This window comes from Streptomyces sp. NPDC101490 (assembly GCF_044767145.1).
Classification (GTDB): Bacteria; Actinomycetota; Actinomycetes; order Streptomycetales; family Streptomycetaceae; genus Streptomyces.
Window position 1 is genome coordinate 356,916 of record NZ_JBIWNI010000001.1, and the last position, 26,656, is coordinate 383,571.

15 protein-coding genes and 1 pseudogene are annotated in these 26,656 nt (G+C 73.2%); 7 read left to right on the forward strand and 9 right to left on the reverse strand.

Features of this window, described 5'->3' with window-relative positions:
• Position 1: 1 nt before the first annotated feature.
• The 4 genes from ACIRQY_RS01570 to ACIRQY_RS01585 form a co-directional block, all read right to left on the reverse strand.
• Positions 2-1,687, reverse strand: a complete 1,686-nt coding sequence (locus tag ACIRQY_RS01570; protein WP_403921524.1) for a phytoene desaturase family protein — start codon at positions 1,685-1,687, stop codon at positions 2-4.
• Complete coding sequence (locus tag ACIRQY_RS01575; protein WP_403921527.1) at positions 1,677-11,408, reverse strand: amino acid adenylation domain-containing protein; 9,732 nt, start codon at positions 11,406-11,408, stop codon at positions 1,677-1,679. The genes ACIRQY_RS01570 and ACIRQY_RS01575 overlap by 11 nt, the downstream gene beginning before the upstream one ends.
• A gap of 112 nt (positions 11,409-11,520) precedes the next feature.
• Positions 11,521-12,375 carry a sterol desaturase family protein gene (locus tag ACIRQY_RS01580; protein WP_403921530.1) on the reverse strand — a complete coding sequence of 285 codons (855 nt, stop codon included), beginning with the start codon at positions 12,373-12,375 and terminating at the stop codon, positions 11,521-11,523.
• 630 nt (positions 12,376-13,005) lie between these two features.
• Complete coding sequence (locus ACIRQY_RS01585; protein ID WP_403921533.1) at positions 13,006-13,647, reverse strand: CatB-related O-acetyltransferase; 642 nt, start codon at positions 13,645-13,647, stop codon at positions 13,006-13,008.
• 336 nt (positions 13,648-13,983) lie between these two features.
• Here ACIRQY_RS01585 and ACIRQY_RS01590 point away from each other — a divergent pair, with 336 nt between their 5' ends.
• A complete protein-coding gene (locus ACIRQY_RS01590; RefSeq protein ID WP_403921536.1) occupies positions 13,984-15,045 on the forward strand; it encodes an NAD-dependent epimerase/dehydratase family protein in 1,062 nt (353 codons plus the stop codon).
• Between the two features lie 45 nt (positions 15,046-15,090).
• Here ACIRQY_RS01590 and ACIRQY_RS01595 read toward each other — a convergent pair.
• Positions 15,091-15,296 (reverse strand): annotated as a pseudogene (locus ACIRQY_RS01595) (two-component sensor histidine kinase); the annotation flags it as partial.
• A gap of 141 nt (positions 15,297-15,437) precedes the next feature.
• On the opposite strand from ACIRQY_RS01595, the gene ACIRQY_RS01600 reads away from it, so the two are divergent.
• From ACIRQY_RS01600 to ACIRQY_RS01610, 3 genes are read left to right on the forward strand one after another with little or no spacing between them, the layout of a single operon-like run.
• Positions 15,438-16,115: a glycosyltransferase family 2 protein gene (locus ACIRQY_RS01600; RefSeq protein ID WP_403922268.1), complete on the forward strand. Its 678-nt coding sequence runs from the start codon at positions 15,438-15,440 to the stop codon at positions 16,113-16,115.
• Positions 16,112-16,750, forward strand: coding sequence for a DUF2064 domain-containing protein (locus ACIRQY_RS01605; RefSeq protein ID WP_403921540.1), 639 nt, complete (start codon positions 16,112-16,114; stop codon positions 16,748-16,750). Before ACIRQY_RS01600 ends, ACIRQY_RS01605 begins: the two co-directional genes overlap by 4 nt.
• 5 nt (positions 16,751-16,755) lie before the next feature.
• Positions 16,756-17,412, forward strand: a complete 657-nt coding sequence (locus ACIRQY_RS01610) for a class I SAM-dependent methyltransferase (protein WP_403922270.1) — start codon at positions 16,756-16,758, stop codon at positions 17,410-17,412.
• 313 nt (positions 17,413-17,725) lie between these two features.
• Here ACIRQY_RS01610 and ACIRQY_RS01615 read toward each other — a convergent pair whose 3' ends face one another.
• Positions 17,726-18,181 (reverse strand): hypothetical protein, encoded by a 456-nt coding sequence (locus ACIRQY_RS01615; RefSeq protein WP_403921541.1) that lies wholly within the window; start codon positions 18,179-18,181, stop codon positions 17,726-17,728.
• Positions 18,178-19,347, reverse strand: coding sequence for a molybdopterin-dependent oxidoreductase (locus ACIRQY_RS01620; protein WP_403921544.1), 1,170 nt, complete (start codon positions 19,345-19,347; stop codon positions 18,178-18,180). The genes ACIRQY_RS01615 and ACIRQY_RS01620 overlap by 4 nt, the downstream gene beginning before the upstream one ends.
• Before the next feature lie 113 nt (positions 19,348-19,460).
• Between ACIRQY_RS01620 and ACIRQY_RS01625 the strand changes: the two genes are divergently transcribed.
• On the forward strand, positions 19,461-20,873 hold the full coding sequence (locus tag ACIRQY_RS01625; RefSeq protein ID WP_403921547.1) for a glycosyltransferase 87 family protein: 1,413 nt from the start codon (positions 19,461-19,463) through the stop codon (positions 20,871-20,873).
• A gap of 115 nt (positions 20,874-20,988) precedes the next feature.
• On the forward strand, positions 20,989-21,837 hold the full coding sequence (locus tag ACIRQY_RS01630; RefSeq protein WP_403921550.1) for an S-methyl-5'-thioadenosine phosphorylase: 849 nt from the start codon (positions 20,989-20,991) through the stop codon (positions 21,835-21,837).
• Positions 21,838-22,021: 184 nt separating this feature from the next.
• Here the strand turns inward: ACIRQY_RS01630 and ACIRQY_RS01635 are convergent, their stop codons facing one another.
• Positions 22,022-24,385, reverse strand: a complete 2,364-nt coding sequence (locus ACIRQY_RS01635; protein ID WP_403921553.1) for a glycosyl hydrolase family 18 protein — start codon at positions 24,383-24,385, stop codon at positions 22,022-22,024.
• 213 nt (positions 24,386-24,598) lie between these two features.
• Positions 24,599-25,276, reverse strand: a complete 678-nt coding sequence (locus tag ACIRQY_RS01640) for a DUF4230 domain-containing protein (RefSeq protein WP_403921555.1) — start codon at positions 25,274-25,276, stop codon at positions 24,599-24,601.
• Positions 25,277-25,458: 182 nt separating this feature from the next.
• On the opposite strand from ACIRQY_RS01640, the gene ACIRQY_RS01645 reads away from it, so the two are divergent.
• Positions 25,459-26,211 (forward strand): VanZ family protein, encoded by a 753-nt coding sequence (locus ACIRQY_RS01645; protein WP_403921558.1) that lies wholly within the window; start codon positions 25,459-25,461, stop codon positions 26,209-26,211.
• Positions 26,212-26,656 lie beyond the last annotated feature (445 nt).

Genomic DNA, 26,656 nt, shown 5'->3' on the forward strand with positions numbered 1-26,656 from the left:
GTCACCTCACCCTGCGGGTCTCGAGCTGGGGCAGCCGTCCGAGCCTGTCCGGATGCCAGGGGACCGTTCCGCGGCTCTCCCAGGCGCGGAAGTCAAGACCCAGGTCCTTGCACAGGTACTGGGTGACGAACCGGCCGCTCGCGGCGGCGCGGATCAGGCTGCCGCCGCCGAACCACTGGCCCGCCATGGAGAAGCCGTCCAGGCCGGGCAGCCGCATCCGGTCCTTGTTGATCAGGCCCGTGATGACGTCGTCGGCCGGGGTGAAGGACTTCCAGCCGAGGATGCTGCCGTTGCGCACCCCGGTGTACCGCTCGGTGGTCGTGGGAGAGGCCACGTCCACGACCTCGATGGAGGCGCCGATGCCCGGGTGGTGCCGCTCCAGGAAGCCCCGGACGAAGTCGGCCGCCTCCTGCTTGCGGGCCCAGTAGGCCTTGCGGTCCGTCGTGCGCAGCTGCTTCCAGGACGCGTAGTCGCTGAAGTAGGTGCAGTGGACGACGGACTTGCCGGGCGGCGCGAATCCGTCGGAGTAGCGCGACCGCATCTGGACGACGAGGCTGTTCTGCAGGACCCCCGGCAGTGCCGCGCTGTCCTCGTCGGAGAGCAGGTACGTGGTGCTGTGCCGGGCCGACGGGTCCAGTTCGCCGTCGAGGCCCACGAAGACCGACACCACCCCCGGATAGAGCACGTCCGGCTGCTCCATCATCTCGCTGAAGAGCTTGTCGATCTTCGGGCTCGTGTACCGGCCGCCGAGCAGCCGGTCGATGGTGGTCGCGCCGTCGCAGGCCGAGACGACGTGATCGGCGAAGTGCCGCTCACCGCCCCGCAGTTCCACGCCGACCGCTCGGTCGTTCTCCACCAGGATCCGTTCCACCCGCGACCGGTAGTCGATCCGTCCGCCGAGTGCCGTGTACCGCTCCTCGACCGAGCGGGCCAGGCCCAGCGAACCGCCCTGCGGGAAACCGGCGTTGAGGTGGAAGGCGCTCGCCATGTTGAACAGATAGGGGAGCAGCGGGAAGACCTCGTGGTCCTGGAAGAAGATGAACGGGAACGCCCGGCGCAGCAGCGGGTCCTCGAACCGGTCGCAGAACTTCTCCATCCGGGTCACTGCGGTGCGCCAGAGCAGCGCGAAGGACGGCAGGACCGCCCGCAGCATGGCCAGCTTCTCGCCCGCGGACTGGAGCGGCGGCGGGGTCAGGAACGGGTACAGGTTGATCCGGGTGAACCGCCGCAGGTCACGGCAGAACGCACGGATCGGACGGGCGTCCCCGGGGGAGATCTCCAGGAGGTGCGCTTCGAGCCGGTCGGGGTCGTTGTAGAAGGTGACCGAGCGGCCGGTCTCGTCGGTGACGGTGTTGAACATCTCGAAGTTGGCGATGGTCTTGCCGTCGAGCGCGCCGAGCTCCCGCCAGACCCGGCTCGCGTCGTTGTTCCGCCCGGTGCCGGTGAGCCACTCGATGCAGTAGTCGAAGACGTAGTCCTGGCGGGACCACGCGGTGCAGCAGCCGCCGGGCAGGACGTGGCGCTCGAAGATCCGGGTCTCCGCGCCGCTCATCTGCGCGTAGCAGCCGGTGGAGAGGCCGCCGATGCCCGCGCCGATGACGATCACCCGGGGCGTCTCCCCGGGGGTGCGCCCGCCGGGCTGCCACGGTCCCCGGTCCTCCCAGACGGGCCTGTCGTCACGCGCCATGGGATGCCCCGTCCGTGTGGTCGTCCGCCGGGGAGGCGGAACGCTCCCGGGCGGTGCTCGTGAGGGACTCGTCGAGCGCGGAGAGCACCAGGGACGCGTTGCGCCCGGCGGGCTTCTCGTCGAGCATCTCCGCGTGCAGTCCCGCGCCGCGGACCACTCTGCTCGCGCTGGTGGACGCCGAGTGCCAGCTGCCGCGCCGACCCGCCCCGTAGAACTGCGCCTTCGCCTCGTCGGCGATCACGGTGACCGTCGCGGTGACCACCCCGTGGTTCGGGGTGCGCCCGCAGTACGCCAGGTAGTCCCTGGCCTGTTCGAGGGTCTGCGCGGTGACGGTCTCGGACTGGGTGTGGCGGCGCAGGTGGTCCCGCAGCTCGTGCTCGAAGGCCTCGGTGTGCTCGACCGAGATGCCGTACTCCTCCTCGATGCGGTACGAGTCCATGATCACGACATGGGCCACCTCCCGGCCCCGTTCCTCCAGCCGCTTGGCGACCTCGAAGGCGAGGTTGCCGCCGAGCGAGTAGCCCAGGAGCAGGCAGGGCCCCTCGGGCTGGAGCGACTCCACGAGGTCGGCGTACCGGACGCCCTTGTCCCCGTCGACGTGGTTGAAGGCGATCAGCTCGTACGACCGCAGGTGCGTGGCGAAGTGGCGGTAGACGAGACCGTGGCCACCGGCGGGCGGGAAGCAGAAGAGCAGGGGCCCCTCACCCGTGTTGAAGGAGAGGTGGGAGAGGTTGCCGGAGACCCGGCCGGTGACGATGTCCTCGACGGTACGGGCCATGCCGTGCAGGGTGGTCACCTTGAAGAGCAGCCCCACGGGGATGGCGATGCCGAACTCCTTCTGGAGCCGGTGGATCAGCTCGATCAGGGTGATGGAGCTGCCGCCGGAATCGAAGAAGTCGCTGTGGAGGCCGACCAGTTCGAGACCGATCACGGCCTTCCAGTGGGCCGCGACCCGCTCCTCGTAGAGGGTGACGGGAGGCTCGTGGTCCTCCTGGGCGGACACGACCCGGGGCGCGGGGAGCGCCGTCGGGTCCACCTTTCCGTTCGGGGTCAGGGGCAGTGCCTCCACCGTCTCCAGGAAGGCGGGAATGAGGTACGTGGGCAGATGGGCGGCGAGATGGCGGCGCAGGGCCCGGGGGTCCGGATCGGCCCCGTCGGCGCGCACCACATAGGCGCAGAGGGCGGGTTCGCCGCCGGGATCGGTCCGCACCAGGGCGTACGCCTCCGCGACCTCGGGGAGCGCCGTCAGGAGCGACTCGATCTCCCCGGGCTCGATGCGGTGGCCCCGCAGCTTGATCTGGGCGTCGGCCCGGCCGAGCAGATGGAGGTGGCCCAGGGCGTCCCTGCGCGCCAGGTCCCCGGTGCGGTAGAACCGCTCGGGCACCGCGTCGGGGCCCGGGTCCAGGGTGAGCGTCACGAAGCGGCGCTCGGTCTGCTCGGGGTCACCCGCGTACCCCAGGGCGAGTCCGGCCCCGCCGGCCCACAGCTCCCCGGTGACCCCGGGTGGCACGGGCCGCAGGTGGGAGTCGAGGACGTGCAGGACGCAGTTGGGCAGCGGCGCCCCGATGGGGACCGTGCTGTTCGGGTCGAGGCCGGTGGTGGGGCCGTCGAAGCAGGCGCTGTCGACGGTCGCCTCGGTCAGCCCGTAGGAGTTGACGACCCGGGTGTCCGGGCCGCAGAGCCCGCGCAGCCGGTCGTACTCCGCGACCTTCCAGGTGTCGGAGCCCACGATCACGAGCCGCATGAAGTCCAGCCGGTGGCCGCCCTCCTCGCAGTGCGTCATCAGGGCACGGGCCACGGCGGGCACGAACTCGGCGCGGTCGACGCCCTCGGCGGTCATCACCTCGTGCAGCCGGGCCGAGTTGAGGAGGAGGTCACGGTCGGCGAGCACCAGCCGCCCGCCCGAGCCGAGGGCGCGGACCAGGTCTCCGGTGAACACGTCGAAGGAGACCCCGGCCATCTGGAGGTGCACTCCGGGCACGTCCTGCGGGCCGTACTCCTCCCGCCAGGCGGCGCACAGGGCCGCGAGAGCGCCGTGGGACACCTGGACCGCTTTGGGGCGGCCCGTCGATCCGGAGGTGTGGATGACGTACGCGGGCGTCTCGGGTCCCACCTCCGCGTCCCCGTCGGGGAGTTCTCCGGCATCGGCCGGGACGCCGGTGACCTCCGGGTCCTCCGCCAGTACGTCGGTGATCAGTTCGGCACCGGGCACGTCGAGACGTCCCGTGTTCGCCGGGTCGGTGAGGACCAGCCGCGCCGACACGTTCCCCGCCATGTAGGCGAGCCGCTCCGCCGGGTGGTCGGGATCGAGGGGCAGATAGGCGGCCCCCGCGCGCAGGACGGCGAGGAGCGCGACGATCAGCTCCGGCGACTTCGGCAGGCACACCGCTACGGCGCCACCGCCACCGCCACCGCCACCGCCCGCGCCCCGCGCCCGCAGCCGCCGGGCCAGCACCGCCGAGGCCCGGTCCAGCTCCGCGTAGGTCAGATGGCGGGCCGTGCCGTCCGCCCCCGTGGCCGGAACAGTGACGGCGACCGCGTCGGGAGTACGGGCCGCCGCCTCCGCGAACAGCCGGTGCACCGGAGGCTCGGGCTCCAGGACGCGCCCCCGGGCGGCCGGACCGTGCAGGATCTCGTGCCGCTCGGCCGCGCCGAGCATGTCGAGTCCCGCCACCGCACCCCCGCCGGGAGCGCGGGTCAGCGCGTCCAGGAGGTTGCGGTAGTGCCGGGCCAGCCGCTCGGCGGTCTCGGGCCGGAAGAGGTCGGTGTTGTACTTCAGGACGCAGTGGAACCGGTGCTCGGACTCGTCCTCGTACGCCGACAGGGTCAGGTCGAACTGGCCTTCCTCCTCGGGCAGTTCGATGTAGTCGAGGTGGTAGCCGTATTGCTGCGAGGAGACCTTGTGGGCGAGCAGGATGAACATCGCCTGGAAGACCGCCGAGCGGCTGGGGTCGTGCTGGAGGCCCAGCTTCTCCACCAGCAGCACGAACGGGTACTCCTGGTGGTCGATGCCCCCGAGCACCGTCCCCCGGACCTGGGTCAGCAGCTCGGCCACGGTCGGGTCACCGGCCAGACTCGCGTACAGCGGCAGGGGGTTGACGAAGTAGCCGTACACGGACGACAGGTCCTCGTCGGTGCGCCCGGTCACCGGACTGCCGACAACCAGGTCGTCCTGACCGGAATAGCGGTGCAGCAGCAGGTAGTAGGCGGACAGGAGCACCATGAAGACGGTCACGTCGTGCTGCCGCGCCAGGGCGTGGACCCGGGCGCTCAGATCCTCGTCCAGGACGAAGAACTCCGAGGCGCCGTTGTGGGTCTGGACGGCGGGCCGGGGCGCGTCGGTGTGCAGGGTGAGCGGCGGCACCTCGGCGGGCAGGGCACCCCGCCAGTACTCCAGCATCCGTTCGGCGTCGGGTGAGGCGAGGAACTGGTTCTGCCGGTTCAGGAAGTCGACGTAACGCCCCCGGACCGGGGCGAGTTCGACGGCTCGGCCCGATCGCATCCCCTCGTACAGGGAGAGCAGTTCCTCGATGAAGGTGAACGTGGAGATCGCGTCCGAGACGATGTGGTGGACCGCCTTCATCAGCACCCAGCGGTCCGGCCCGCGCCGGAAGAGCCGGAACCGCATCAGCCGGTCCCGCGCCAGGTCGTACGGCCTGCGGTACTCCTCGACGATCAGCTCACGGATGTCCTCCCACTCCCAGCCCTCGACGTCGAAGACGGCCATGTCCGGTTCGACGTCCTCCGAGACGATCTGGAGAGGCCGGCCGTCCTCCATCACGAAGTTGGCCCGCAGCACCGGATGCCGCTCCACCAGGGTGCGGACGGCGGCGCTCATCAGCTCCGGGTCGATCTCGGTGCGCACCTCGACCGCGCCGCCGATGTTGTACGCGAAGCCGTCCGGGTGGAGCTGCTTCAGGAACCACAGGGCCTTCTGGTTCTGGGTCAGGGGGTGGCGGGACGCGTCCTCGTGGACCTCCACCGCCGCCCCCGTGTCGGGGCCCGCCGCCCGCGCGGCGAGCTCCGCCGTGGCGTCGCGGAGCTGCGCGGTGAGCTCGCGCAGCGGAGCCCCGCTCAGCAGGGCCACGACCGGCAGGGCGACCCCGGTCGCCGCCTGGAGCCGGGCCCGCAGCTCCATGGCGAGGAGCGAGTCGATGCCGTGCGCGTTGAGGCCCGCGTCCGGGTCGAGCCGGTCCGCGCCGATCCGCAGGACGGCCGAGGCGCAGCCCAGCAGCAGATCCGCGACCAGCGCGGTCCGCTCCTCCTCGTCGGCGGCGGCACGGAAGCGGTCCAGATAGCGGGTGTCCCGCGAACCGGCCGCGGCCGGGTCCGTGGCGCTCGCCGCCTCGGCCGCCAGCTCTCTGACGAGCGGGGGCGGCGACGGGTACCAGGCGAGGAACGTCGTCCAGTCGACGACGGTGGCGATCAGCAGCTGGGCGCGGTCCTGGCCGAGGACCCGCTCCAGGACGGCCATGCCCGCCGCCGGGGAGAGCGAGGTCATGCCCCGGACGACCCGGTAGTGCTCGACCAGGCTCAGTTCCTCGATCATTCCGGTCGCCCAGGGACCCCAGTCCAGGCTCAGGGCGGGCAGCCCCAGCGCCCTGCGGTGCTGTGCCAGGGCGTCGAGGAAGGCGTTGCCCGCCGCGTAGTTCGTCTGGCCCGTCGTGGTGAGCAGGGACGCGACGGACGCGAAGAGGACGAAGTGGTCGAGCGGCTCGTCGCGCAGATGGTGGTGGAGGAGCCAGGCGCCCGCCGCCTTCGGGTGGAACACGGAGTCGAAGGTGGCGCGGTCCATGGCCGGGACGGGGGTGTCCCGTACGTGCCCGGCCAGGTGGAAGACGCCCCGGACGGGCGGAGCGTCCCGGTCCCGGTAGTCGGCCAGCCATTCCGTGAGCGCCTGCTCGTCGGAGATGTCGATGGCGGCGTGGACGGGATGGGCGCCGAGGGCCTCCAGCTCCTTGACGAAGCCCACCGGGTCGCTCGCCGGGGAGTCCGGGGCGAGGGCGCGCCAGGTGGCACGGTCGGGGAGCGGTGTACGCCCGATGAGGATCAGGTGCCGGGCGCCCCGCTGGACGAGATAGCGGCACAGCAGCCTGCCGAGCGCGCCGAACGCGCCGGTGACGAGGTACGCGCCGTCCGGACGGAGCCGGGGCGGGAAGGGACGGGTGAGTTCCTCGGGGCGGGTGAGCCCGCTGACGAGACGGCGTCCCTCCCGCAGGGCCACCTCGTCCCGGGGCAGGTCGGGGGAGTCCGGGGCGAGGATCTCACGGAACAGCGCCTCGGCTTCGGCGTCGGCTCCGGCTTGGGCGCCGGTCGCCGCTCCGGTTCCGGCGTACGCACCGGCCTCGGCGTCCGTCGGCACCCCGGCCCGCGTCCGCGCTTCCGTGGCATCCGGGTGCCCGGAAGCCGTTCGGGTTCCGGCACCGGACTCCGCTCCCGCGGTCTGCGGCCGTTCCCGGACGGCACCACCGGCGGCGGCTCCCGGTGCGAGCGGCAGGTCGATCAGCTTGCCCCGGTGCGCGGTCAGCTCCTGGTGCCGCAGCACCCGGCCGATGCCCCAGGCGGGCGCGCCGAGAGGGGACACCGGCTCACCGGGCACGGCAGCCTGGGCCCCCCGGGTGACCAGGTGCAGCGCGGCGGGCGCGGCCGTCTGGCGGGGGTCGTCGTGGAGGGCCTGGGCCAGCGCGATCACCGAGTAGGCGCCCACCGCGCCGTGCGCGTCCAGGTCCTTCCTGGCGGTGTCCTCCAGGGCGGGCAGGTCCAGGTTCCACAGATGGACGACGGTGTCGGGCGCGGGGGCGTCCGCGTCGACGGCCGCCAGGTCGGCGAGGAGTCTGCGCAGGTCGTCGGCGCTGCCGGGGACGACCCGGGAGTCCCGGCCGGCCGGGTCGAAGGCATAGGCGTCACCCGGCCGTACGAGATGGCAGCGCGCGCCGACCGCACCCGCGAGCGCGGACAGCCGGTCCGCCACTCCGCCGGGCCGGTCCGCGAGCAGCAGCCAGCCGCCACCCACCGGGGGTGCCGGTTCCACGGCGGTGTCCCGGCCGTCGGCGCCGCTCTCCAGGGGCGCTTCCGACCAGGTGAGTTCGGCGAGCCAGCCGTCGATGGTGGACACCGACACCGTCGACGAGACCTGCTCCACGTCGGCGGCACGGAATCCCCGCACGTGCCCGAGCGGCTCTCCGTCCTCCGTGTAGAGGGCGATGTCGCCGACGAGTTCGTCGTCCGCGCGCCGGGTGACGGTGGCGTGCGCCCACAGCGGACGGTCGCCCACCGGGACCGTCCGCACCGCTTCGATGGTGAGCGGCAGCAGCATTCCGCCGCCGGGCTCGTCCGTGGCGTCGGGCAGCCCCGCGACCAGCAGGGCCTGGAAGCAGGCGTCGAGCAGCACCGGGTGCACATGGTGCTCCGCCGCCCCGTCCACGGTCGGCCGGATCAGGGCGAGCGCCTCGCCGGACGTCCGCCAGACCTCCGCGATGCCCTGGAACGCCGGTCCGTAGTCGTAACCGCGGGCGCTCAGCGTCTCGTAGCACGCGGTCGCGTCGAGGTGCCGGTCCGCCCGTGCCCGGACGCCCTCGGCGTCCAGCGGAGCGGTACGCGCCGCCGGGGCCCCGCCGCGCACCACACCGCAGGCGTGCACGGTCGGCGTGTCGCCCTCGGTGGCCACGGTGAAGGCGGAGGTCTGCGTCGAGAGCGACACCTGGACGGCCCGGGGCGCGTCGTCGGGCAGGAAGAGGGCCTTGCGCAGCTCGATGTCGCCCAGCTCCGCGTCGGTCCCCCCGGTCAGCGCCCGGAGGGCCTGGTACGCCATCTCGACGTATCCGGCGCCAGGGAAGAGGGTCCTTCCCTGGATGCGGTGATCGGCGAGGTACGGGGTGGTCTCGACGTCGAGGGCGACTTCCCAGGCGGGTTCCGCCGTGGCGAGGCGCCGACCGAGCAGCGGATGGTCGATCCGGCCGAGCCTGATCTGCGCCACGGGCTCGGGTTCGGTCCAGTACCGGTCGCGCTTCCACGGGTACCGGGGCAGCGGCACGCGCCGCCCGTCCGGGTGGAGCGCCGTCCAGTCCACGGCGCAGCCGAGGGCGTACAGCGCGGCCAGGGAGGTGGTGAAGCGCAGGGCCTCGCCCTCGGCACGGCGGATCGACGGCACGGTGGTCACGGCCGTGGGGTCGCCCTCGCGGGCGGCGACGCATTCCCTGACGGAATGGCCGAGCACCGGGTGGGGGCCGATCTCCAGGAACGTGCGGTGCCCGTCGGCGAGCAGGGCGTCGACGGCCGCGCGGAACCGCACGGTGTCACGGACGTTGCTCCACCAGTAGTCCGCGTCGAGTTCGGGCCCCTCGGCGCGGCCCTCACGGCCGGTGAGGTACAGCGGGAGCCGCGCGGGCCGGGGCTCGATGTCGGCCAGCTCCGCCAGCAGCTCGGCTCTGATCTCCTCCATCACGGCGCTGTGGTACGGGACTTCCACGTCCAGGAACTTGGCGAACACGCCGTCGGCGCGGAGCGCTTCGGCGTACTCGGCGAGCGCCTCCCGCTCCCCGGCCAGGGTCAGGGCGCCGGGGCTGTTCACGGCGGCCACGGACAGCCGGTCGCCGAAGGGCGCGGCGCGCCGGACTGCCTCGTCCTCGGGCAGACCGACGGCCAGCATGGTGCCGGTGCCCGCGAGCCGCTGCTGGAGGCGGCTGCGCTGCAGCACGATCTTCACCGCGTCCCGCAGGCTGTAGACCCCGGCCTCGTAGAACGCGGCGATCTCGCCGGTGCTGTGCCCGACGATCGCGGAGGGGTGCACTCCATGGGCGTGCCAGAGGGCGGAAAGGCCCACCTGGACGGCGAAGTTGGCGGGCTGGGCGAGCCAGGTCTCCGCCATCCGGGACGCGGCCTCGTCGGCGTTCAGCTCGGCGGTCAGCGACCAGCCCGCCTGGGCGAGGATCTCCCGGTCGACGGCCTCGACGGCCTCCCGGTAGACGGGCGAGGTCTTGAACAGCTCGCGGCCCATGCCCCACCACTGCGGTCCCATGCCGGTGAAGACCCAGGCGGGCGCGGTGTGCCGGCCCTCGCGGTGCCTGCCGAGCAGGACACGGGAGTGTTCCTCGCCCCGCGCGTACGCGGCCAGCGCCTCGTCGAGGTCCTCGCCGGTCTCGTACACCACGGAGAGCCGGGCGTCGTGGTGCTGCCGGTGCCGGGCGAGGGAGTGGGCCAGGTCCGTCAGGGCGCCGGGGGCCGCCGGGTCGTGCGGGTCGGCCAGTTCCGCGCGGACGGCCTCGGCCAGCTCCGGAAGCACCGAGGCGTCGTGGGCGCTGAGGGGGAGCACGCGGTACGCGAGGCCGTCGGTGGCGGAGCGCTGCCCGGACACGGGCGCCCGCCGCTCCTCGGCGGTGCGCGGGGGCGCCGCTTCGAGGAGCACGTGCGCGTTGGTGCCGCCGAAGCCGAAGGAGTTGACCCCCGCGCGCGCGGGCCCCTCGTGCTCGGGCCAGGGGGTGACCCGGTCCGGGATCTCGTAGGGCGCGGCCTCCAGGTCGATCGCCGGGTTGACGTTCTCCAGGTTGATGTGCGGCGGGATCAGCCGGTGTTCCAGGCTGAGCGCCGTCTTGATGAGACCGGCGATCCCGGCGGCGGACTCGGTGTGCCCGATGTTCGTCTTGACGGAACCGATGTAGCACCGGGCGCCCGGCTCGCGGCCGACGGCCAGGGCGCTCGCGAGGGCGTTGGCCTCGATCGGGTCGCCCACCGGGGTGGAGGTGCCGTGCGCCTCCACGTACTGGAGGCTGCCGGGGGTGATCCCGGCCCGGGCGCAGACCTGCTCGATGAGGGTGGCCTGGGCGTCGGCACTGGGCACGGTGATGCCGTTGGTGCGGCCGTCCTGGTTGACCCCGGTCTCGGTGATCACGGCGTGGATCGGGTCGCCGTCGCGGAGCGCCTCCGAGAGGAGCTTGAGGACCACGATGCCGACGCCCTCGGCGCGCACATAGCCGTCGGCCCCGGCGTCGAAGGTGCGGGAGCGGCCCTCGGGGGAGAGGAATCCGCCCTTGGTCTCGGCGATCGTGTACTGCGGGGTGAGGTGCAGCAGGGTGCCGCCGGCCAGCGCCAGTGAACTCTCGCCCCGGCGCAGGCTGTCGCACGCGAGGTGCACCGCGACGAGGGAGGAGCTGCAGGCGGAGTCGATGGAGAGGCTCGGCCCCCGGAAGTCGAAGCAGTGCGAGAGGCGGTTGGAGACCATCGTCATCATCGTCCCCGTCGCCGTGTGGGCTTCGAGGGTGTCGAACCTGAGGTCGGCGAACTGGAGGATCTTGTAGTCCAGGGTGAACGCCCCGACGAAGACGCCGACGTCCCGCCCGGCCAGTTCCGCCGGTTTCTGTCCGCCGTCCTCCAGCGCCTCCCAGGTGACCTCCAGGAGCTTGCGCTGCTGCGGGTCCATGGCGTGCGCCTCGCGGGGGCTGATGCCGAAGAACGCCGGGTCGAACTCGTCGAAGCCGTCGATGTAGCCACCGCGTCCGCCCACGAGACGGCCTGGTTTCGCCTTGTCCTTGCTGCCCAGGCCCGCGACGTCGTACCGGTCGGCCGGTGTGGGGGTGATGCAGTCCTTCCCGTCGACCAGGTTGCGCCAGAAGGAACGGTGGTCGTTCGCTCCGCCGGGGAATCGGCAGCCGATGCCGATGACGGCGACCTTCTCGGGGGGTGTGGGGGGAGTGACCGGCGGGGACGTACGGGCTTGTGTGGACATGAGCCTTCCTTGAGCCGCGAAACAGGCGCGCGCGAGGGGAGTGACGCGCGCCGCACGAACGTGAGCGGGGAGGGAAACGGAGCGGTGGAGGAGATACGGGGAACGGGCCCGGTCACCCGGTGGAACGGCGCCAGGGGTGGACGAGCGTGGTGAGGATGCGGCCGGTGGCCGGGAAGGCGCGCGGGTCGGTCAGGCCGACCGCCTCCGGCTCACGGCCGGGGCGCCAGGTGAACGTGTGGAAGACCCTGTCCCACAGGGCCAGGTCAGAGCTGTAGTGACCGGCTTCGGACAGATCGGTGCTGTGGTGGAGCCGGTGCTGTTCCGGGCCGGCGAGGACGTGGTTGAAGGGGCCGAGCCGCACGCGGATGTTCGCGTGGACGAAGTACCCCTGGGCGACGACGAAGAGCCCCACGGCGAAGACCGCGCGCTCGGAGAAGCCGACCAGCGCGAGGGAGAGCTGGACGAAGCCCTGCGAGATGACGACGTCGGCGACGTGGTTGACGCCGTTGTTGGCGACGTTGACCTTGCTCGGCACGTGATGCACGCCGTGCAGCCGCCACAGCCAGGAGTAGGTGTGTCCTGCCCGGTGCACCGCGTAGCTCGCGAGGGAGCCGATCAGGAGCGCCAGCGGGATCTCGGCCCACAGGGGGAGCAGCGGACGCGGATTGGCCAACGCGCCGACGCCGAGGAGTACGAGGCTCTGCCCGAGCGTCCCGCCGGTGGCGGTGAGGACGTAATACACACCGTAGTACCCCCACTCCCGCCGGTCCGGACGCCAGGAGGCGTCGTACGGGATCAGGAACTCCAGCAGCACGAGAAAGCCGAGCACCGCGAACTGGAACATGAAGGTGGCCATGCCCGGTTCCCATCCGCGCCACTGGGTGAGGGCGAAGACGGTGACGACGGCGAGCAGCAGGACGGGCTGGACGGCCACGGTCAGTGCCTCTCGCGTCGGTAACCAGGGCATGGCACGCCTCATTCACAGGGACGACGGGTCGGATGAGAGCGCTTTCGGCACGACGGAGGCCTAGGCGTCAATCACAGTATGGAGTCTGGAGACTACGGACAGCAACAGATCCACACCCGGCGCGCGGTGTGGCGGGCGCCGGTCCAGTGCCCCCCGCGCGCCCCCTGTTCACCACCGAAGATCATCTCAACCCGGCATGTTTCGCGGAATGTTGACGGGCGGGCGAGAGGAATCGATTCCTCGCGGCCGGACGGGACCGGCGATCGAGGTCGCTGTGAGGGGCGTGTGCCGTACGCGTGCCAGCCATGTGCGAAGTTGCGGGTGGGGCGGATGGTCGATGAGTGCGGTTCGGTTGCCCGGGGCCCTCGGGGTTGCCTTCGTGGGTGATGTGGTGTCGGTTATGGGATGAGTTGTGTGGTGCTTCCCGGTGGCTGAGGGGCTTGCCTGAACGCTCCGGCGGTCGCCGGAATGATCATCAGCTCGACTCGTGCGGCGGGTTCGGTGCCCTGGACGGGTGCGGACGCCGTCCAGGGCCCGGTCCGGGGCTGGTCGGAGCGCTCGGTGGCTCCGGGGCCGAGGGAACTCGCGGCGCCCGTGCCGTCCGGGCGTGAGGGCCGGCGGGTCGGTACGTCACGCGTGCGGGGAGGCGGCCTCCAGGGCGGCGACGGTGCCCGACATGATCGTCCGGATGTGGTCGGTGATGTGCGTGGCGGGCCAGTCCCACCAGGCCACCGCGAGCAGCCGGGCGACGTCCTCCTCGTCGTACCGGACGCGGAGGAGCCGTGCCGGATTGCCGCCGACGACTCCGTAGTCGGGCACGTCCCCGGTCACCACCGAGCCCGCGCCGATCACCGCTCCGTGGCCGATGCGCACGCCCGGCAGCACGGTGACGCCGTGCCCGAACCAGACGTCGTTGCCGACGACGGTGTCACCCCGGGAGGGCAGGCCGGTCAGCAGGTCGAAGTGGTCCGACCACGAGCCGCCCATGGTCGGGAAGGGGAAGGTGGACGGGCCGTCCATCCGGTGGTTGGCCCCGTTCATGAGGAAGCGCACCCCCGTGCCCAGCGCGCAGAACCTGCCGATGACCAGTTTCTCCGGCCCGTAGTGGTAGAGCACGTTGCGGGTTTCGAAGGCGGTCGGATCGTCCGGGTCGTCGTAGTAGGAGTACTCCCCGACCTCGATCAGCGGGGACTTCACCAGCGGTCTGAGCAGCACCACGCGCGGTTGTCCCGGCATCGGGTGGAGGACCGTCGGGTCGGCGGGCACGGGCATGGGAACGTCTCCTCGGAGGGTCGCGGTCCGGTCCCGGCCCATGATCGCGGCACGGCGGCGCCGGGAACACCGGGTTTCCGTGGCGCGGCGATCGCCACGGTGGGTGGGCGTTCCCCGCCGCCCTGCCCCCTCTGCCCTCCCTGCCCCCTTCCCCCCTGCCCTCCCGCCCTTCGAGGTCCGCTGTCCTGACCTGTTCCGTTCTGGCCGGGTGCGGTTGCCAGTGGCGCGCGCCCCGCCCCGCGCCCCGCCCCGGGGGCCGTCCGGGTGGATGACGGACGTCTTACGGACCGGCGCGCTCCGGTCCGGGGGCCGGTGCGGGTCCGTAGCGTCCGGGGCATGCGCGTACTCGTCACCGGCGGAGCCGGGTTCATCGGCTCCCACATCGTCACCGCCCTACTGCGGGCCCGCCATGAGCCCGTGGTCCTCGACGCCCTGCTGCCGGGGGTGCATCCGGTCGCGCCGGACCCGCCCGCCGCGGAGTTCGTCCGGGCGGACGTGCGCGATGCGTCGGCCGTGCGTGCCGCGCTGACCGGGGTCGACGCGGTCTGCCACCAGGCCGCCATGGTCGGCCTCGGACAGGACTTCGCCGACACCCCGGAGTACGTGAGCTGCAACGACCTGGGCACCGCCGTCCTCCTCGCGGCCATGGCGGAGACCGGTGTGCGGCGGCTCGTCCTCGCGGGCTCGATGGTGGTGTACGGGGAGGGGCGGTACGAGTGCCCCCGGCACGGTCTCGTCCGGCCGGACCCGCGCCGACCGGAGGACCTCGCCGCGGGCCGCTTCGAACCCCGCTGCGGGCGGTGCGGATCGGAGCTGGTTCCCGGTCTGGTGGCGGAGGACGCCCCGGCGGACCCCCGGAACGTGTACGCCGCGACGAAGCTCGCCCAGGAACACCTGGCGGCGGCCTGGGCCAGGACCGTGGCGGGGACGGCGCTGTCGCTGCGCTACCACAACGTGTACGGCCCCGGGATGCCACGGGACACCCCGTACGCGGGCGTGGCCTCCTTCTTCCGTTCGGCGCTGGCCCGGGGCGAGGCGCCCCGCGTCTTCGAGGACGGCCGTCAGCGCCGGGACTTCGTGCACGTACGGGACGTGGCCCGCGCCAACGTACGCGCCCTGGAAGCCGTCTCGGGACCGCCGACCGGCGGCCTCGTCCCGTACAACGCGGGCAGCGGCGAGCCACGGACCATCGGTGAGACGGCCGAGGCCCTGGCCGTCGCGTACGGCGGCCCGGCGCCGGTGGTGACCGGGGAGTTCCGGCTCGGCGACGTCCGGCACATCACCGCGGACTCCGCCCGGCTGCGGCGGGACCTGGGCTGGCGGCCGGAGGTCGGCTTCACCGAGGGGATGGCGGAGTTCGCCCGGGCGGGACAGCGGGCCCCGGCCGTCGCCGGATAGCGCCGCCGTACGGCCCCGCACGGCGGGCGGGGATCCCGGCGGCCCTCAGCCCGGCGCGGCGGGCAGCGTCACCTCGAAGCGGCAGCCCCCGCCACGTTCCGCACCTCCGCGCGGGCCTCGGCGATGCCCCGGACGGTGGCGAGCCCGAGGCCCGCCCCCGCAGGTGGGGTGCGGGCGTCGGTGACCACCTCCGTCACCGTCGGGCCGTCGTCCACCACCAGGATCCGGCCGGAGTCCCCGGACCGCCGTGCTCGTTCATGACGCCACCCCGGCACCCGCCGGGCCCCGGCGGCCACGCCCAGCCGGGGGTACGCGGGACGACGTCCGCGTTTCGTGAGGAGCGGAAGGGCCCCGGAGGGCCCCGCGGTTCCTACGGTGAGCGTGTGACACCCATGAGCGTAGATGTCGTCCTTCCCTGTCTCGACGAGGCCGAGGCCCTGCCCTGGGTCCTCGCCCGCGTCCCCGCCGGATGGCGGCCGATCGTCGTCGACAACGGCTCCACCGACGGCTCGGCCGCGCTCGCGGCCGAGCTGGGGGCCACCGTCGTCCACGAGCCCCGGCGCGGCTTCGGCGCCGCCTGCCACGCCGGACTGCTCGCCTCCGACGCCGAGTTCGTCTGCTTCTGCGACTGCGACGCCTCCCTCGACCCCGGACTGCTGCCCGGCATGGTCGGCACGGTCGCGGAGGGTGCGGCGGACCTCGTCCTCGGACGGCGCAGGCCCACCGCGCGGGGCGCCTGGCCCGCCCACGCCCGCGCGGGGAACCTCGCCCTGTCCTGGCTGCTGCGCCGCCGCACCGGCCTGCGGCTGCGCGACCTCGGGCCGCTGCGGGCCGCCCGGCGCGAGGCGCTCCTCGGCCTCGGGCTCTCCGACCGGCGCAGCGGCTACCCGCTCCAGATGGTCGTCAGGGCCGCCGACGCGGGATGGAAGGTGCGCGAGGTCGACGTACCGTACGCGCCCCGGGCGGGCCGCTCCAAGGTCACCGGGACCTGGAAGGGCACCTGGCAGGCCGTCCACGACATGCGGCGGGTGCTCGACGAGCCGGTGGCGGCGGGCGGGGGCCGGGCGTGACCGCCCTCCTCGTCATCGCGAAGCAGCCGCTGCCGGGCCGGGTGAAGACCCGGCTCACGCCTCCGTTCACCCCGGACGAGGCCGCCGCGCTCGCGGAGGCGGCCCTCGCCGACACGCTCGCCGCCGTCGCCGCCGTCCCCGCGACCCGTCACGTCCTCGTCCTCGACGGGGCCCCCGGACCGTGGCTGCCGCCCGGATTCACCGTCGTCCCCCAGACCACGGGCGGTCTCGACGCCCGGCTCGCCGCCGCGTTCGGCGCCTGCGCGGGACCCGCCTTCCTCGTCGGCATGGACACCCCGCAGCTCACCCCGGCGCTGCTGTGCCGCGCCCTCGAATGGGAGGACCACGACGCCTGGTTCGGCCCGGCGGCCGACGGGGGCTTCTGGGGCCTCGGGCTCGCCGCGCCCGACCCCGGCCTTCTGCTCGGCGTCCCGATGTCCCGGCCGGACACCGGTGCCGCCCAGTACGTGCGGCTGCGCGCGGCGGGCCTCAGGACCGGCGTCCTGCCCGTCCTGCGGGACGTGGACACCGCCGAGGACGCGCGGCAGGTGGCCGCCGAGGCGCCCGGCACGCGCTTCGCGGCCCGCCACGCCGCACTGGCGCCCCGCCCCGAGCCGACGGGAGCGGTCGCGTGACCGCAATGACGACCTGGCGGGCCGACGCGTACACCGAGGCATTGCGGACCGGGCGGGGCCCCCTCTTCCTCCGCAGGGACGACGGCTGGCTCCTGCCCCTGGAGGTCGAGCGGTGGTGCGAGGCACCGGACGCGGCCGACCGGTCCGTCCTGGACCGCTGCCACGGCACGGTCCTGGACATCGGCTGCGGCCCGGGGCGGCTCGTCGCCGCCCTCGCGGCCGAGGGCCGCCGCGCGCTGGGCATCGACATCAGCCCGGAGGCCGTGACCCGTACGGAACTCCTCGGCGGCACGGCCCTGTGCCGGTCGGTCTTCGACCCGCTGCCCGCCGAGGGCCGCTGGGACACCGTGCTGCTGATCGACGGCAACGCCGGGATCGGCGGAGACCCGGCCGCGCTGCTGCGCCGGCTCCGGCGGATCACCGCCCGCACCGGTCTCGTCCTCGCCGAATGCGCCCCGGTGGACGTCGACGAACGCTGCGAGGTACGGGTGGACGACGGCCGTGGCGGTCTCGGTACGCCGTTCCCCTGGGCCCGCGCGGGCGTCCGGGCCCTGTCCGCCCTCGCGGCCGGGACGGGCTGGTCGGTGTCCGAGACGTGGACGGTCACCGGTCGGCCCTTCCTCGCCCTCGCGCCACAGCCGTGTGCGGCCGGGTCCGGCTGAGCCCCGGCCCGTCCGTTGCCGGGTCCCGCTGAGCCCGGCTCGCCCCGGGTGCGGCCGTGCTCCGCCGGACCTGAGCCGGGCGTGGCGGGGCCCCGCGAGTCCTTGGCCTACGGGGGCATGGCCGTGCCCCGCCGCGCCCGGATCCGCACCTGGGCCTGGGCCTGGACCGGGGGCTTGCCCGAGTCGTCCGTCGCCGTGCCCGACCGAGCCCCGGCCGTCCGTTGCCGTGCCCGGCCGTCCGTCGCCGGGCCTGCTGGGCGCCCGCCTCAGCCGTCCGCCGCCGCGCCGTGCTCGGCCCCGCCCGGTTCGCGCCTCAGCCGTCCGGTTGCCGCTCGGTCCGGGCCCCGGCCTCCACCACGGGGGGACGCGGCCGCGCCCCACCCCGCCGTCGCCGCACCAGCATCGTCCCACCCGTCACCACGGCCACACAGGCGAGCACGATCAGGAGGTTGCGCCCGTACGGAAGGGGGAGCACCGACGGGTTGGGCGCGGGGCGCGGGGCGAGGAGCGCCGGGAGCGTCAGGAAGACCACGGCACCCGCAACGACCAGCGCCCCCCGCACCAGGCCGCGCCCGGCGCGCCCCGCGAGCAGCAGGCCCACGGCGAGGACCACCGGGGCGATGATCCCGTCGTGCAGGACCAGCGCTCCGGCCAGCCACACCAGCACACCCACCGGATCCGGCTGGTCCGCCACCAGCCACCCGCCGAGACCGATCAGACCGAGCCCGAGCCCGCCGAGCACGTACCGCGCCACGTTCGTCCCGCTCACAGCACCTCCAGCCGGTGGACCCACTTGGTCTGCAGGACCCCGGGCCGGTTCGGGGCGATGATCCGCGCCGGGAACCCGTGGTCGAGGGAGAGCCGCCGCCCGTTGAGACCCAGCGCCAGGAGGGTCAGCGGATCCTCGGCGTACTCCGTGCCCATCTCCATCACCCGGTAGGACCCGGCGACCTCCAGGGACGTCACCCTGAGGCCGTTCACCCCCGGCCGTCCGCCCGCCCGCTCGATCAGCTCGCGGACCCGCACCCCGGTCCACTCGGCCTCCACGCTCCAGCCCTCCACACAGGCGATGGGCAGCCGCACCCGGGTCTGCGGCAGCGCCGACAGTCCGTCGAGCGTCAGGCGGTACGGACGAGGTCCGAGGACCTCCAGCCGCCACCCTCCCAGCGCCGCCGCCGACACCCCGGCGGCAGCCGCCGTCCGGTTCACCGGCAGCCCCTGCGGCCCGTGGTCGGGATGCCGGGGCGCGAGCAGGTCGAGGGACTTCAGCGGGGTGAGGGACTGGCCGACCGTCGTCACCGTCACGACACCCGCCGCCGCGACCGTCCCCAGGAGCAGCGAGCGCCGGTCGCGGACGTCCTCGGCGGGCAGCGCGAGCGTCCCGGGCGACAGGCGCCGCCAATGGGCCCTGATCTCCGGCGCCTTGACCGCCATGTGCAGCAGGATCGAGCCCGCCACGACCCACGCCACCGCGAAGTGCACCGGGACGAAGGAGAACGGCCACGGATACCACTGGACGATGTTCAGCAGACCGGTGAGCACCTCGAACAGCGCGCCGGAGACCAGGACCGCGACGGACAGCCGTTCCAGGGCGTGGCGCACGGACCGGACCGGCGGCCAGGTGAACAGCCGCGGATAGACCGTCCACAGCTTGACCAGGAGCAGCACGATCGCCACGAGACCGGTGGCGACGTGCAGCCCCTGCGTCAGCCGGTAGCCCCACACCGGCCGCGCGGGCAGCCGGTCGGCGAGCCAGCCGGGCGGATGCTGGAGGTAGTGGCTGACGAGTCCGGTCAGGAAGCAGACCGCGAACGCGGCCCCGAGCCAGCGGCCGACGGCCGTCGCCGTGCGCGCGTCGTGCAGGCGGCCGGTGAACTCGGGCGGCCGGAGCGCACCCGCCGGGGGACGGAGCCGTCCGGGCATACGAGAGGTCATGCCGTCCATGACACCCGTACGGGCGGCCGAACGGGCTCCGCGACACCTTACGCAACCCGAACGCCCCGACGGGTCGCCCCGGCACCGGCCCCGTCCGCTGTCAGGCTGCGCCCATGCCCCGCACCCGCCCCGTCCTCCGCACGGTACCCCTCGCCGTGTTCCTCCTCGCCGCGCTGACGACCGCCCTTGTCCTGCTGCTGCGGGACGACACGGACGGTGGCGCCCTCCTGGCCGGGTACGCGGGATGCTGGGCGCTGTACGCGGTCGCCCTGACCGTCCTGCGCCGGGTGCCCGCCCGCGCGGTCGTCCCCCTGGTCCTGGCCGGAGCGGTCGCGGTCACCCTCACCGGTCTCGCCGCCGCTCCCCGTACCAGTACGGACTCCTTCCGCTACGCCTGGGACGGCAGGGTGCAGGCCGCCGGAACCTCCCCGTACGACCACGCTCCCGCCGACCCGGAACTCGCGGGACTCCGCGACCGCTGGCTCTTCCCCGAGGGCGGCGCCTGCGCGTCCGGAAAAGACCTCGTGCCGCTCGCCGACGGCGGCTGCACCCGTATCAACCGGCCCACCGCGCACACCGTCTACCCCCCGGTCGCCGAAGGCTGGTTCCTGCTGGTCCACGGGCTGTCGCCCGGGGACGTCCGGCACAAGGCGCTCCAGACGGGCGGCGCCCTGCTCGCCCTCGCCGTGACCGGGCTGCTCGTCCTCGTCACACGGGGGCGCGGCGACCCGTGGCGGGCGGCGCTCTGGGCCTGGTGCCCCGCCGTCCCGGTCGAAGCCGTCAACAACGCCCATGTCGACGTCCTCGGCGTCCTGTTCTCGGTCGCAGCCCTCGTCGTCGTCGCCCGCCGACGCGTCACCGGAGGCGTACTGCTCGGCCTCGCGATCGGAGCGAAGATGCTGCCCGCCGTCCTGCTCCCGGGCGCCCTCTCGGGGGCGCGCCGCCCGAGCGCGGTCCTGCGGGTCCTGGGGCCCGCCGTCGCCACGGTCGGCGCGCTCTACCTCCCGTACGTCCTTCTCTCACGGGGCTCGGTCCTCGGCTATCTCGGCGGCTACGCCCAGGAGGAGGGGTACGACGATGCCTCGGCGGGCGGACGGTACCTGCTGCTGCGGCTCTTCCTGCCCGACGCGTGGGCGCTGCCGGTGGTCGCCCTCGCCATGACGGCGGTGGCGCTCACGGTCTGGTGGCGCGGAGACCCCGAACGCCCCTGGAGGGGAGCCCTGTTGACGACGGGTGCCGCCTTCCTCCTCATGACTCCCGGCTACTCCTGGTACGCGCTCCTCCTCGTGGCCCTCGTCGCCCTGGACGGCCGCTGGGAGTGGCTGGGCGTGGCCCTCGCCGGAGCGGTCGCGTACCTGGTGGGCGGTGACGCGGCGACGGCGGCGTACGGAACGGCCGCGCTGGTGGTCCTCGGCGCGGCCCGGGTGCGGTCGCGCGGCCGGAACCGGAACCGGCCGCACGCCCCTGGGGGCGGTACGGAACCGGGTCATCCGGCGCCGCCGCTGGAAGCCCCGTACCAGCGGTGAGAGGTCGCCCAGCCCCTCTCATCACCCTTTCGCTGTCCGGTCGTTGTCCATCGAGGTACGAGACGAGAGCGGCCGTGCGTACGACGGCCGCCGGGCGAGACGGAGGCCCCGCGCCATGCAGGAGCGAGACGAACCACGCGACCGGCCCGAGAGGGGCGGCCCCCACCCGTCGGCCGCCATCGGGATCATCGGAGGGAGCGGCTTCTACGAGCTGCTGGAGCCGTGGTGGCGCGGCGAGGTCCCCACTCCCTACGGCCCGCCGTCCGACGCCGTGACCGTCTGTGTGGTCGAGGGCCGCCGGGTGGCCTTCCTCCCGAGACACGGGGCCGACCACGGTGTACCCGCGCATCGCATCAACTACCGGGCGAACCTCTGGGCGTTCCGGTCCATGGGTGTCCGTCAGGTCCTCGCGCCCTGTGCCGTCGGGTCGCTGCGCGGCGACCTCGCCCCCGGCCGTGTGGTGGTCCCGGACCAGCTCGTCGACCGTACGGCGGGGCGGACGCAGACGTACTACGACACGGGTGCGGTGCACGTCTCCTTCGCCGATCCGTACTGCGAGCGGGGGCGGGCCGCCGTCTTCAAGGCGGCGAGCGAGCGGGGGGAGGACGTCCACGACGGCGGGGTGATGGTCGTCGTGGACGGCCCGCGCTTCTCGACCCGGGCCGAGTCGCGGTGGTTCGCCGGGGCGGGCTGGTCGTTGGTCAACATGACGGGCCACCCCGAGGCCGTGCTCGCGCGGGAACTCGCCCTCTGCTACACCTCCGTGGCCCTGGTGACCGACTACGACGCCGGGGTCGAGCGGGGGAACGGCGTCTCGCAGGAGGAGGTGTTCCGCGCCTTCTCCGCGAACGCCGAACGCCTGAAGGGCCTCGTGCTCGAAACCGCCCGCACCCTGGAGACCACGCGGGACTGCACGTGTGCCGAGGCGCTGGACGGGATGGAGCTGCCGTTCAGGCTGCCGTGACCGCCGTGACCGCCGTGACCGCCGCGACTGCCGTGACCTCCGGGTGATCGTTCCGGGCGGGCCTGCGCAGGCCTGTGCGGGCCCGTGCGTGTGGGGGAAGGTCCGTGCGGTGGGGAAGGACGGACGGTCTGGTGACCGTCCGCCCCTGCCTCGTGGGCGAGTTGGTGTGTGCCGTGGCGCCTCGCTACTTCAGACCGTTGTCCAGCGCGGTCATCAGCTGCCCGTTCGGGGTGTCGCCCGACATCTCCCAGACGAAGCCGCCCAGCAGACCCTTGGACTTGATCCAGGCGGTCTTCTTCCCGATGGACCAGGCGTCGTCGAAGGACCACCACTGGCCGCCCGGCCCGGTGTAGCCGTACGTCGAGACCGACTGCTCGTCGTGGCGGACGACCATGTTCGGGAAGCTGGTGATCAGATTGTTGTAGCCCCTGACACCGGCTTCGGTGTCGAACTGGCCGGGTGCGGCGCCGGTCGCGCTCTGCCACTCGCCGTTGACGCCGCCGTCGGCGACGCCCTGCCAGCCGCGCCCGTAGAACGGGAAGCCCACGTTGAGCTTGCGCGGGCTCACCCCGGCGTCGAGGTAGATCTTGATGGCGTTCTCGACGCTGAAGTGGAACGGGTACGGGTCCTGGGTGTCCGTGTAGAGGTTGGAGCCGTGGCCGACGCGGTTCGGCTCCCAGGAGTTGTCGCTGCCCGCGCCGTGGAAGTCGTACCCCTGGACGTTGGCGAAGTCGAGGTACTCGAAGATGCGGCCGATGTCCCAACCCGCCTGGATCTTCGCCGGGTCGGCCGGGGTGAACGCGGTCAGCAGCTTGTGTTCGCCGCCGAGCGCGTCGAGCTGCCTGCGGAACTCCGCGAGCAGCGCGGTCAGGTTGTCCTTGTCCTGCGGGCCGTAGTGGTTCCCCGGGTGGCCCTCGGAGCCCGGCCACTCCCAGTCGATGTCGATGCCGTCGAAGATCCCGGCCCCGGTGCCCGGTCCGCCCGCGCCGTTGTAGACGGGCAGATCGCCCTTGATCCACACGTCGACACAGGACTTGACGAACTTCTCCCGTGACTGCGGGGTGGCGGCGGCGTCCGAGAAGAACTTGGAGTACGTCCAGCCGCCGAGCGACACCACGACCTTCAGTTTCGGGTACTTGGCCTTCAGCTTCTTCAACTGGTTGAAGTTTCCGCGCAGTTTGCCCCAGCCGTCGTCGGCGATGCCGTCCACGGACTGCGCGGCGGACATGGGACGGGCGTAGTCGGCGTCCGCGTCACCGGCGCCGGTGCCCTCGTCCGGGTCCTGCGGGTTGCCGGTGACGCCCTTGGTGACCCCCGCCTGGCAGGTGAGGTTCTTCGGGTCGATGTTCTCGAACGAGTAGTTGATGACGTCGAGTTTGGCCGCGGAGCCGGAGGTGTCGAGGTTCTTCACGAAGTACTGGCGTCCGTAGATGCCCCACTGCGCGTAGTAGCCGACCTTGAGCTGTCTGCCCGCGCCCGCCACGTCGTCGGTGGTGACGGTCAGGGCGTTGGAGGCGGGGGACCGGTTGTCCGCGGTGTCCCGCGCCTTGACGGTGAAGCCGTACGCGGTGGCGGGGGAGAGCCCCTCCACGGTGGCGGCCAGGGTGTCCGCGCCCACCGACTTGACGAGCACGGCGCCCCGGTAGACGTCGTAGGCGGCCACGGCGACGTTGTCGGTGGACCTGTCCCAGGCCAGGCCGACGGTGGAGGCGGTCCTGCCGGTGGAGCGGAGGTTGCCCGGTGCCGTGGGCGGTGTCGGGTCGGTCGCCGGGTCCACGGTCCGCAGCGACAGCGCCGCACTGGCTGGTCCGGTGTTGCCCCGGACGTCCTTGGCGCGGACGGTGAAGGTGTAGGCGGTGGCCGGGGTGAGTCCGGTGACGGTCGCGGAGGTGCCGGTCACGGTGGCGACGGTGGCCGGGCCGTTGAGCACCTCGTAGGCGGCCACGGGGTGGTCGCCGCCACTGGCGGCGGTCCAGCTCAGCGCGACCGTGCTGGCGGTGACCGCGTTGGCCCGAGGCGCTCCGGGGGCGGTCGGCGGGATGTCGGGGCTGCCGTCGCACTTGTCGCCGTTGACCGTGCAGCCGGTCGGGGCGCCGGGGGTGCCGGACGCGGTGAACCAGTAGCTGTACGGCTCGGTGGTGCCGCCCGCCGGGACGTTGGCGTTGTAGTAGGCGTTCTTGACGGTCACATGGCGGCCGGAGACGGTCGCGTCGCCGTTGTAGTTGCCGGACAGGGTCACCCCGGCGGGCAGGTCGAACTCCAGGGTCCAGCCGCTGACCGGGGCCGTACCGGTGTTGCGGACGATGAACGTCCCCTTCCACCAGGAGCCGTTGTCCTGGGTGCTGAAGGACGCGGTGAGGGTGCCGGCCGCCTGGGCGGGCGCCGCGAGGGCGGTGAGCCCGGCGAGCGGCAGCAGCAGTGCGGTGCCGAGGACGGCGAGACGCCGCCGCAGCCTTCGTCGTGGGGCGCCGGAGCCGGGCGGACGTGCCGCCGTCCGGGCGCCGGGCAGTGCTCTGTCTCCGGGAAGTGGTCTGCGCCAGTGGAACATGGTTCTCCCTGTGGTGGTGGGGTGGTACAGGGGTGAGATGAACCGTGCGCGTACGCCAACGTGTGCCCGGCCGAAGGCAGCCCGGTGAGCGAGGCGGAACCGGTGCGCGGACCGGGCACCGCCTTCTGTCAGGACGCCCCATAACGTAGAAGGTCTGGACCAATGCGTCAACGGGTTCGGAATGAGCGCGGGGTGGGTGGCTGCCCGGCGGCGTCAGACGTAGGTGACGGTGACGCGCTCGAAGCCGAGTGCGCGCAGCAGTCCCTGGAGCATGGCCGTCGTGTTCCGCTCCGCCCGCGATGTCAGGTCCGAACCCTCGGCCGCCTCGCCGATGTGGCGCGCCGCCAGCACGTTGACGGCCTGCTCGCTCGCCGGGTTGTCCGAGAAGAAGTCGCCCAGCCGGTCGAGCAGTCCGCGCTGTTTGGAGACCGCGTACGAGCGTCCGGGATCGAGCGCGGGGGCGGCGAGGCGCGCGTGCGGCAGGCGCAGGGTAGCCGTGGTCCGTCGGGTGTCGACCGTCACGGCGTCTTCCCCGACGCCGCCGAGTTCGACGTACGCGCCGACGCTGCCGGTCGCCACGTAGAGGGTACGGGTGCCCCGGATCGCGGCCGGGAGGAACTTCGCGTCGTGTTCGAGGTCGACGACCACCTGGTAGGTCCCGGATGCTCCCTCGTACCGCTTCATGTCCTGGACGGACTTCAGGACGGCGGGTCCGGACCGGTCCTTGACCTCGGTCCCGAACACGTCCAGGCCGGGCAGGCGCAGGAGCTGGCCCACCGTCATGAGCACGACGGCCAGGACGAGCAGGGCGACAGCGGCGAGGGGCCACCGGCGCCCGCCGCGCTCTCGTCGGGGGAGGAGCGAGCGTCTTCTCTCCGTGTCTTCTCGCATGGTCGCCTGTTGCCCTCCTCTCGGAAACTCATGCTTAACCACCTTGAAAATGATGGCTGTTGAGGCGTGGGTGGTCTGTGGTGAGGCTCTGCTGGGCCGCGCCGAGGGGCGCGGAATGAAGGCTCCGCACCCGGGTAGGCGACGCCCGTCGGAAAGCTCTCCCGCGAAGGAGTGGTGACCACATGATCAGCTGGGGTGGACCGCGGAGACGGCCGAAGAAGTCGGCGGACGGCATGGCGGGGCGGGCGGGCCGGCGGGTGGGGCGGTTCCGCGCGGCGAGGGCGTTCCGGGCGGCGAGCGGGAAGGATCTCGCCACGGCAGCCACGGCAGCCACGGCAGTCACGGCGGCCACGGTGACCGCTGCGGGCACTGCGGACCGGGCCGGAGCCGTACCGTCCCCTCCCGAGACGGACGGGGTCCCGCCGAAGCGGGCGAGGCCGGTTCGCAGCGGTCCGGGCCGGACGGTCCGGGCACTGGTCGCCGTGCTGGCCCTCGCCGGGATGGTGGTGTTCGCCGTCGTCCTCGCCCGGCTCACGCTGGGGGAGTCGCCCGCGTCCGTACCGCTGACCCACGACAACCTCACGCCGGGCCGCTCGATCCGGGCCTATCTGCACCAGCCCGGTTTCGTGGAGACCGTGAAGCAGCTCGGCGGCAACGTGGCCCTCGGCGTCCCCTTCGGACTCCTCCTGCCGCTGCTCTCCCGCAGGGCCCGTGGCGCCGTACGGGTCGCTCTGCTCACCGCCGCCACGATGCTGGTCGTGGAACTGGTGCAGGGCGCCCTCATCACCGGCCGGGCCTTCGACATCGACGACGCCCTGCTGAACACGGCGGGCGCGCTGCTCGGCTACTTCCTCCTCGGCCGACGACTCGGCCGCGCGGTCCACCCCCGCACGCGTGGGCGCTGGTGGCGCCGGTCGGAGGCCGGGTCCGTGTGACCTCTCGGAGGGGTGGCGGGGCCAGTGGGTCGTTCCGCTGGGGGAGGAGGCGGTCGTCCACCCGAGGCAGGGCGGGCGCGATACCACTGCCGAAGAGCAGCGGGATCACCAGCAGGACGAGAGGAGCGGGACCACGGCGAGCCTCCCTGGGATCGGATCGGACCGGACCGGTCGGCGGTCGGCGGGCGGCGGGCGGATCCGTGTGGCTGACGTCCGGACCCGAGGACCGCTTGTCCCCTCCGCGGACGCCCCTGGGCGGGGACCGTGACCGTTCGGGGGTACGGGTGGGAATTCCGCTCGGCCTCGGGGGAGCCGAAAGGCCCGGACCGGCTCTGTGCGGGAGCACCTCGGCCGTCGGAACACCCCCGCTTGCGCGGGGAGCAGAAGACCCTGGTCCCCGCGATCCTGCTGGACACCGGAACATCCCCGCTTGCGCGGGGAGCAG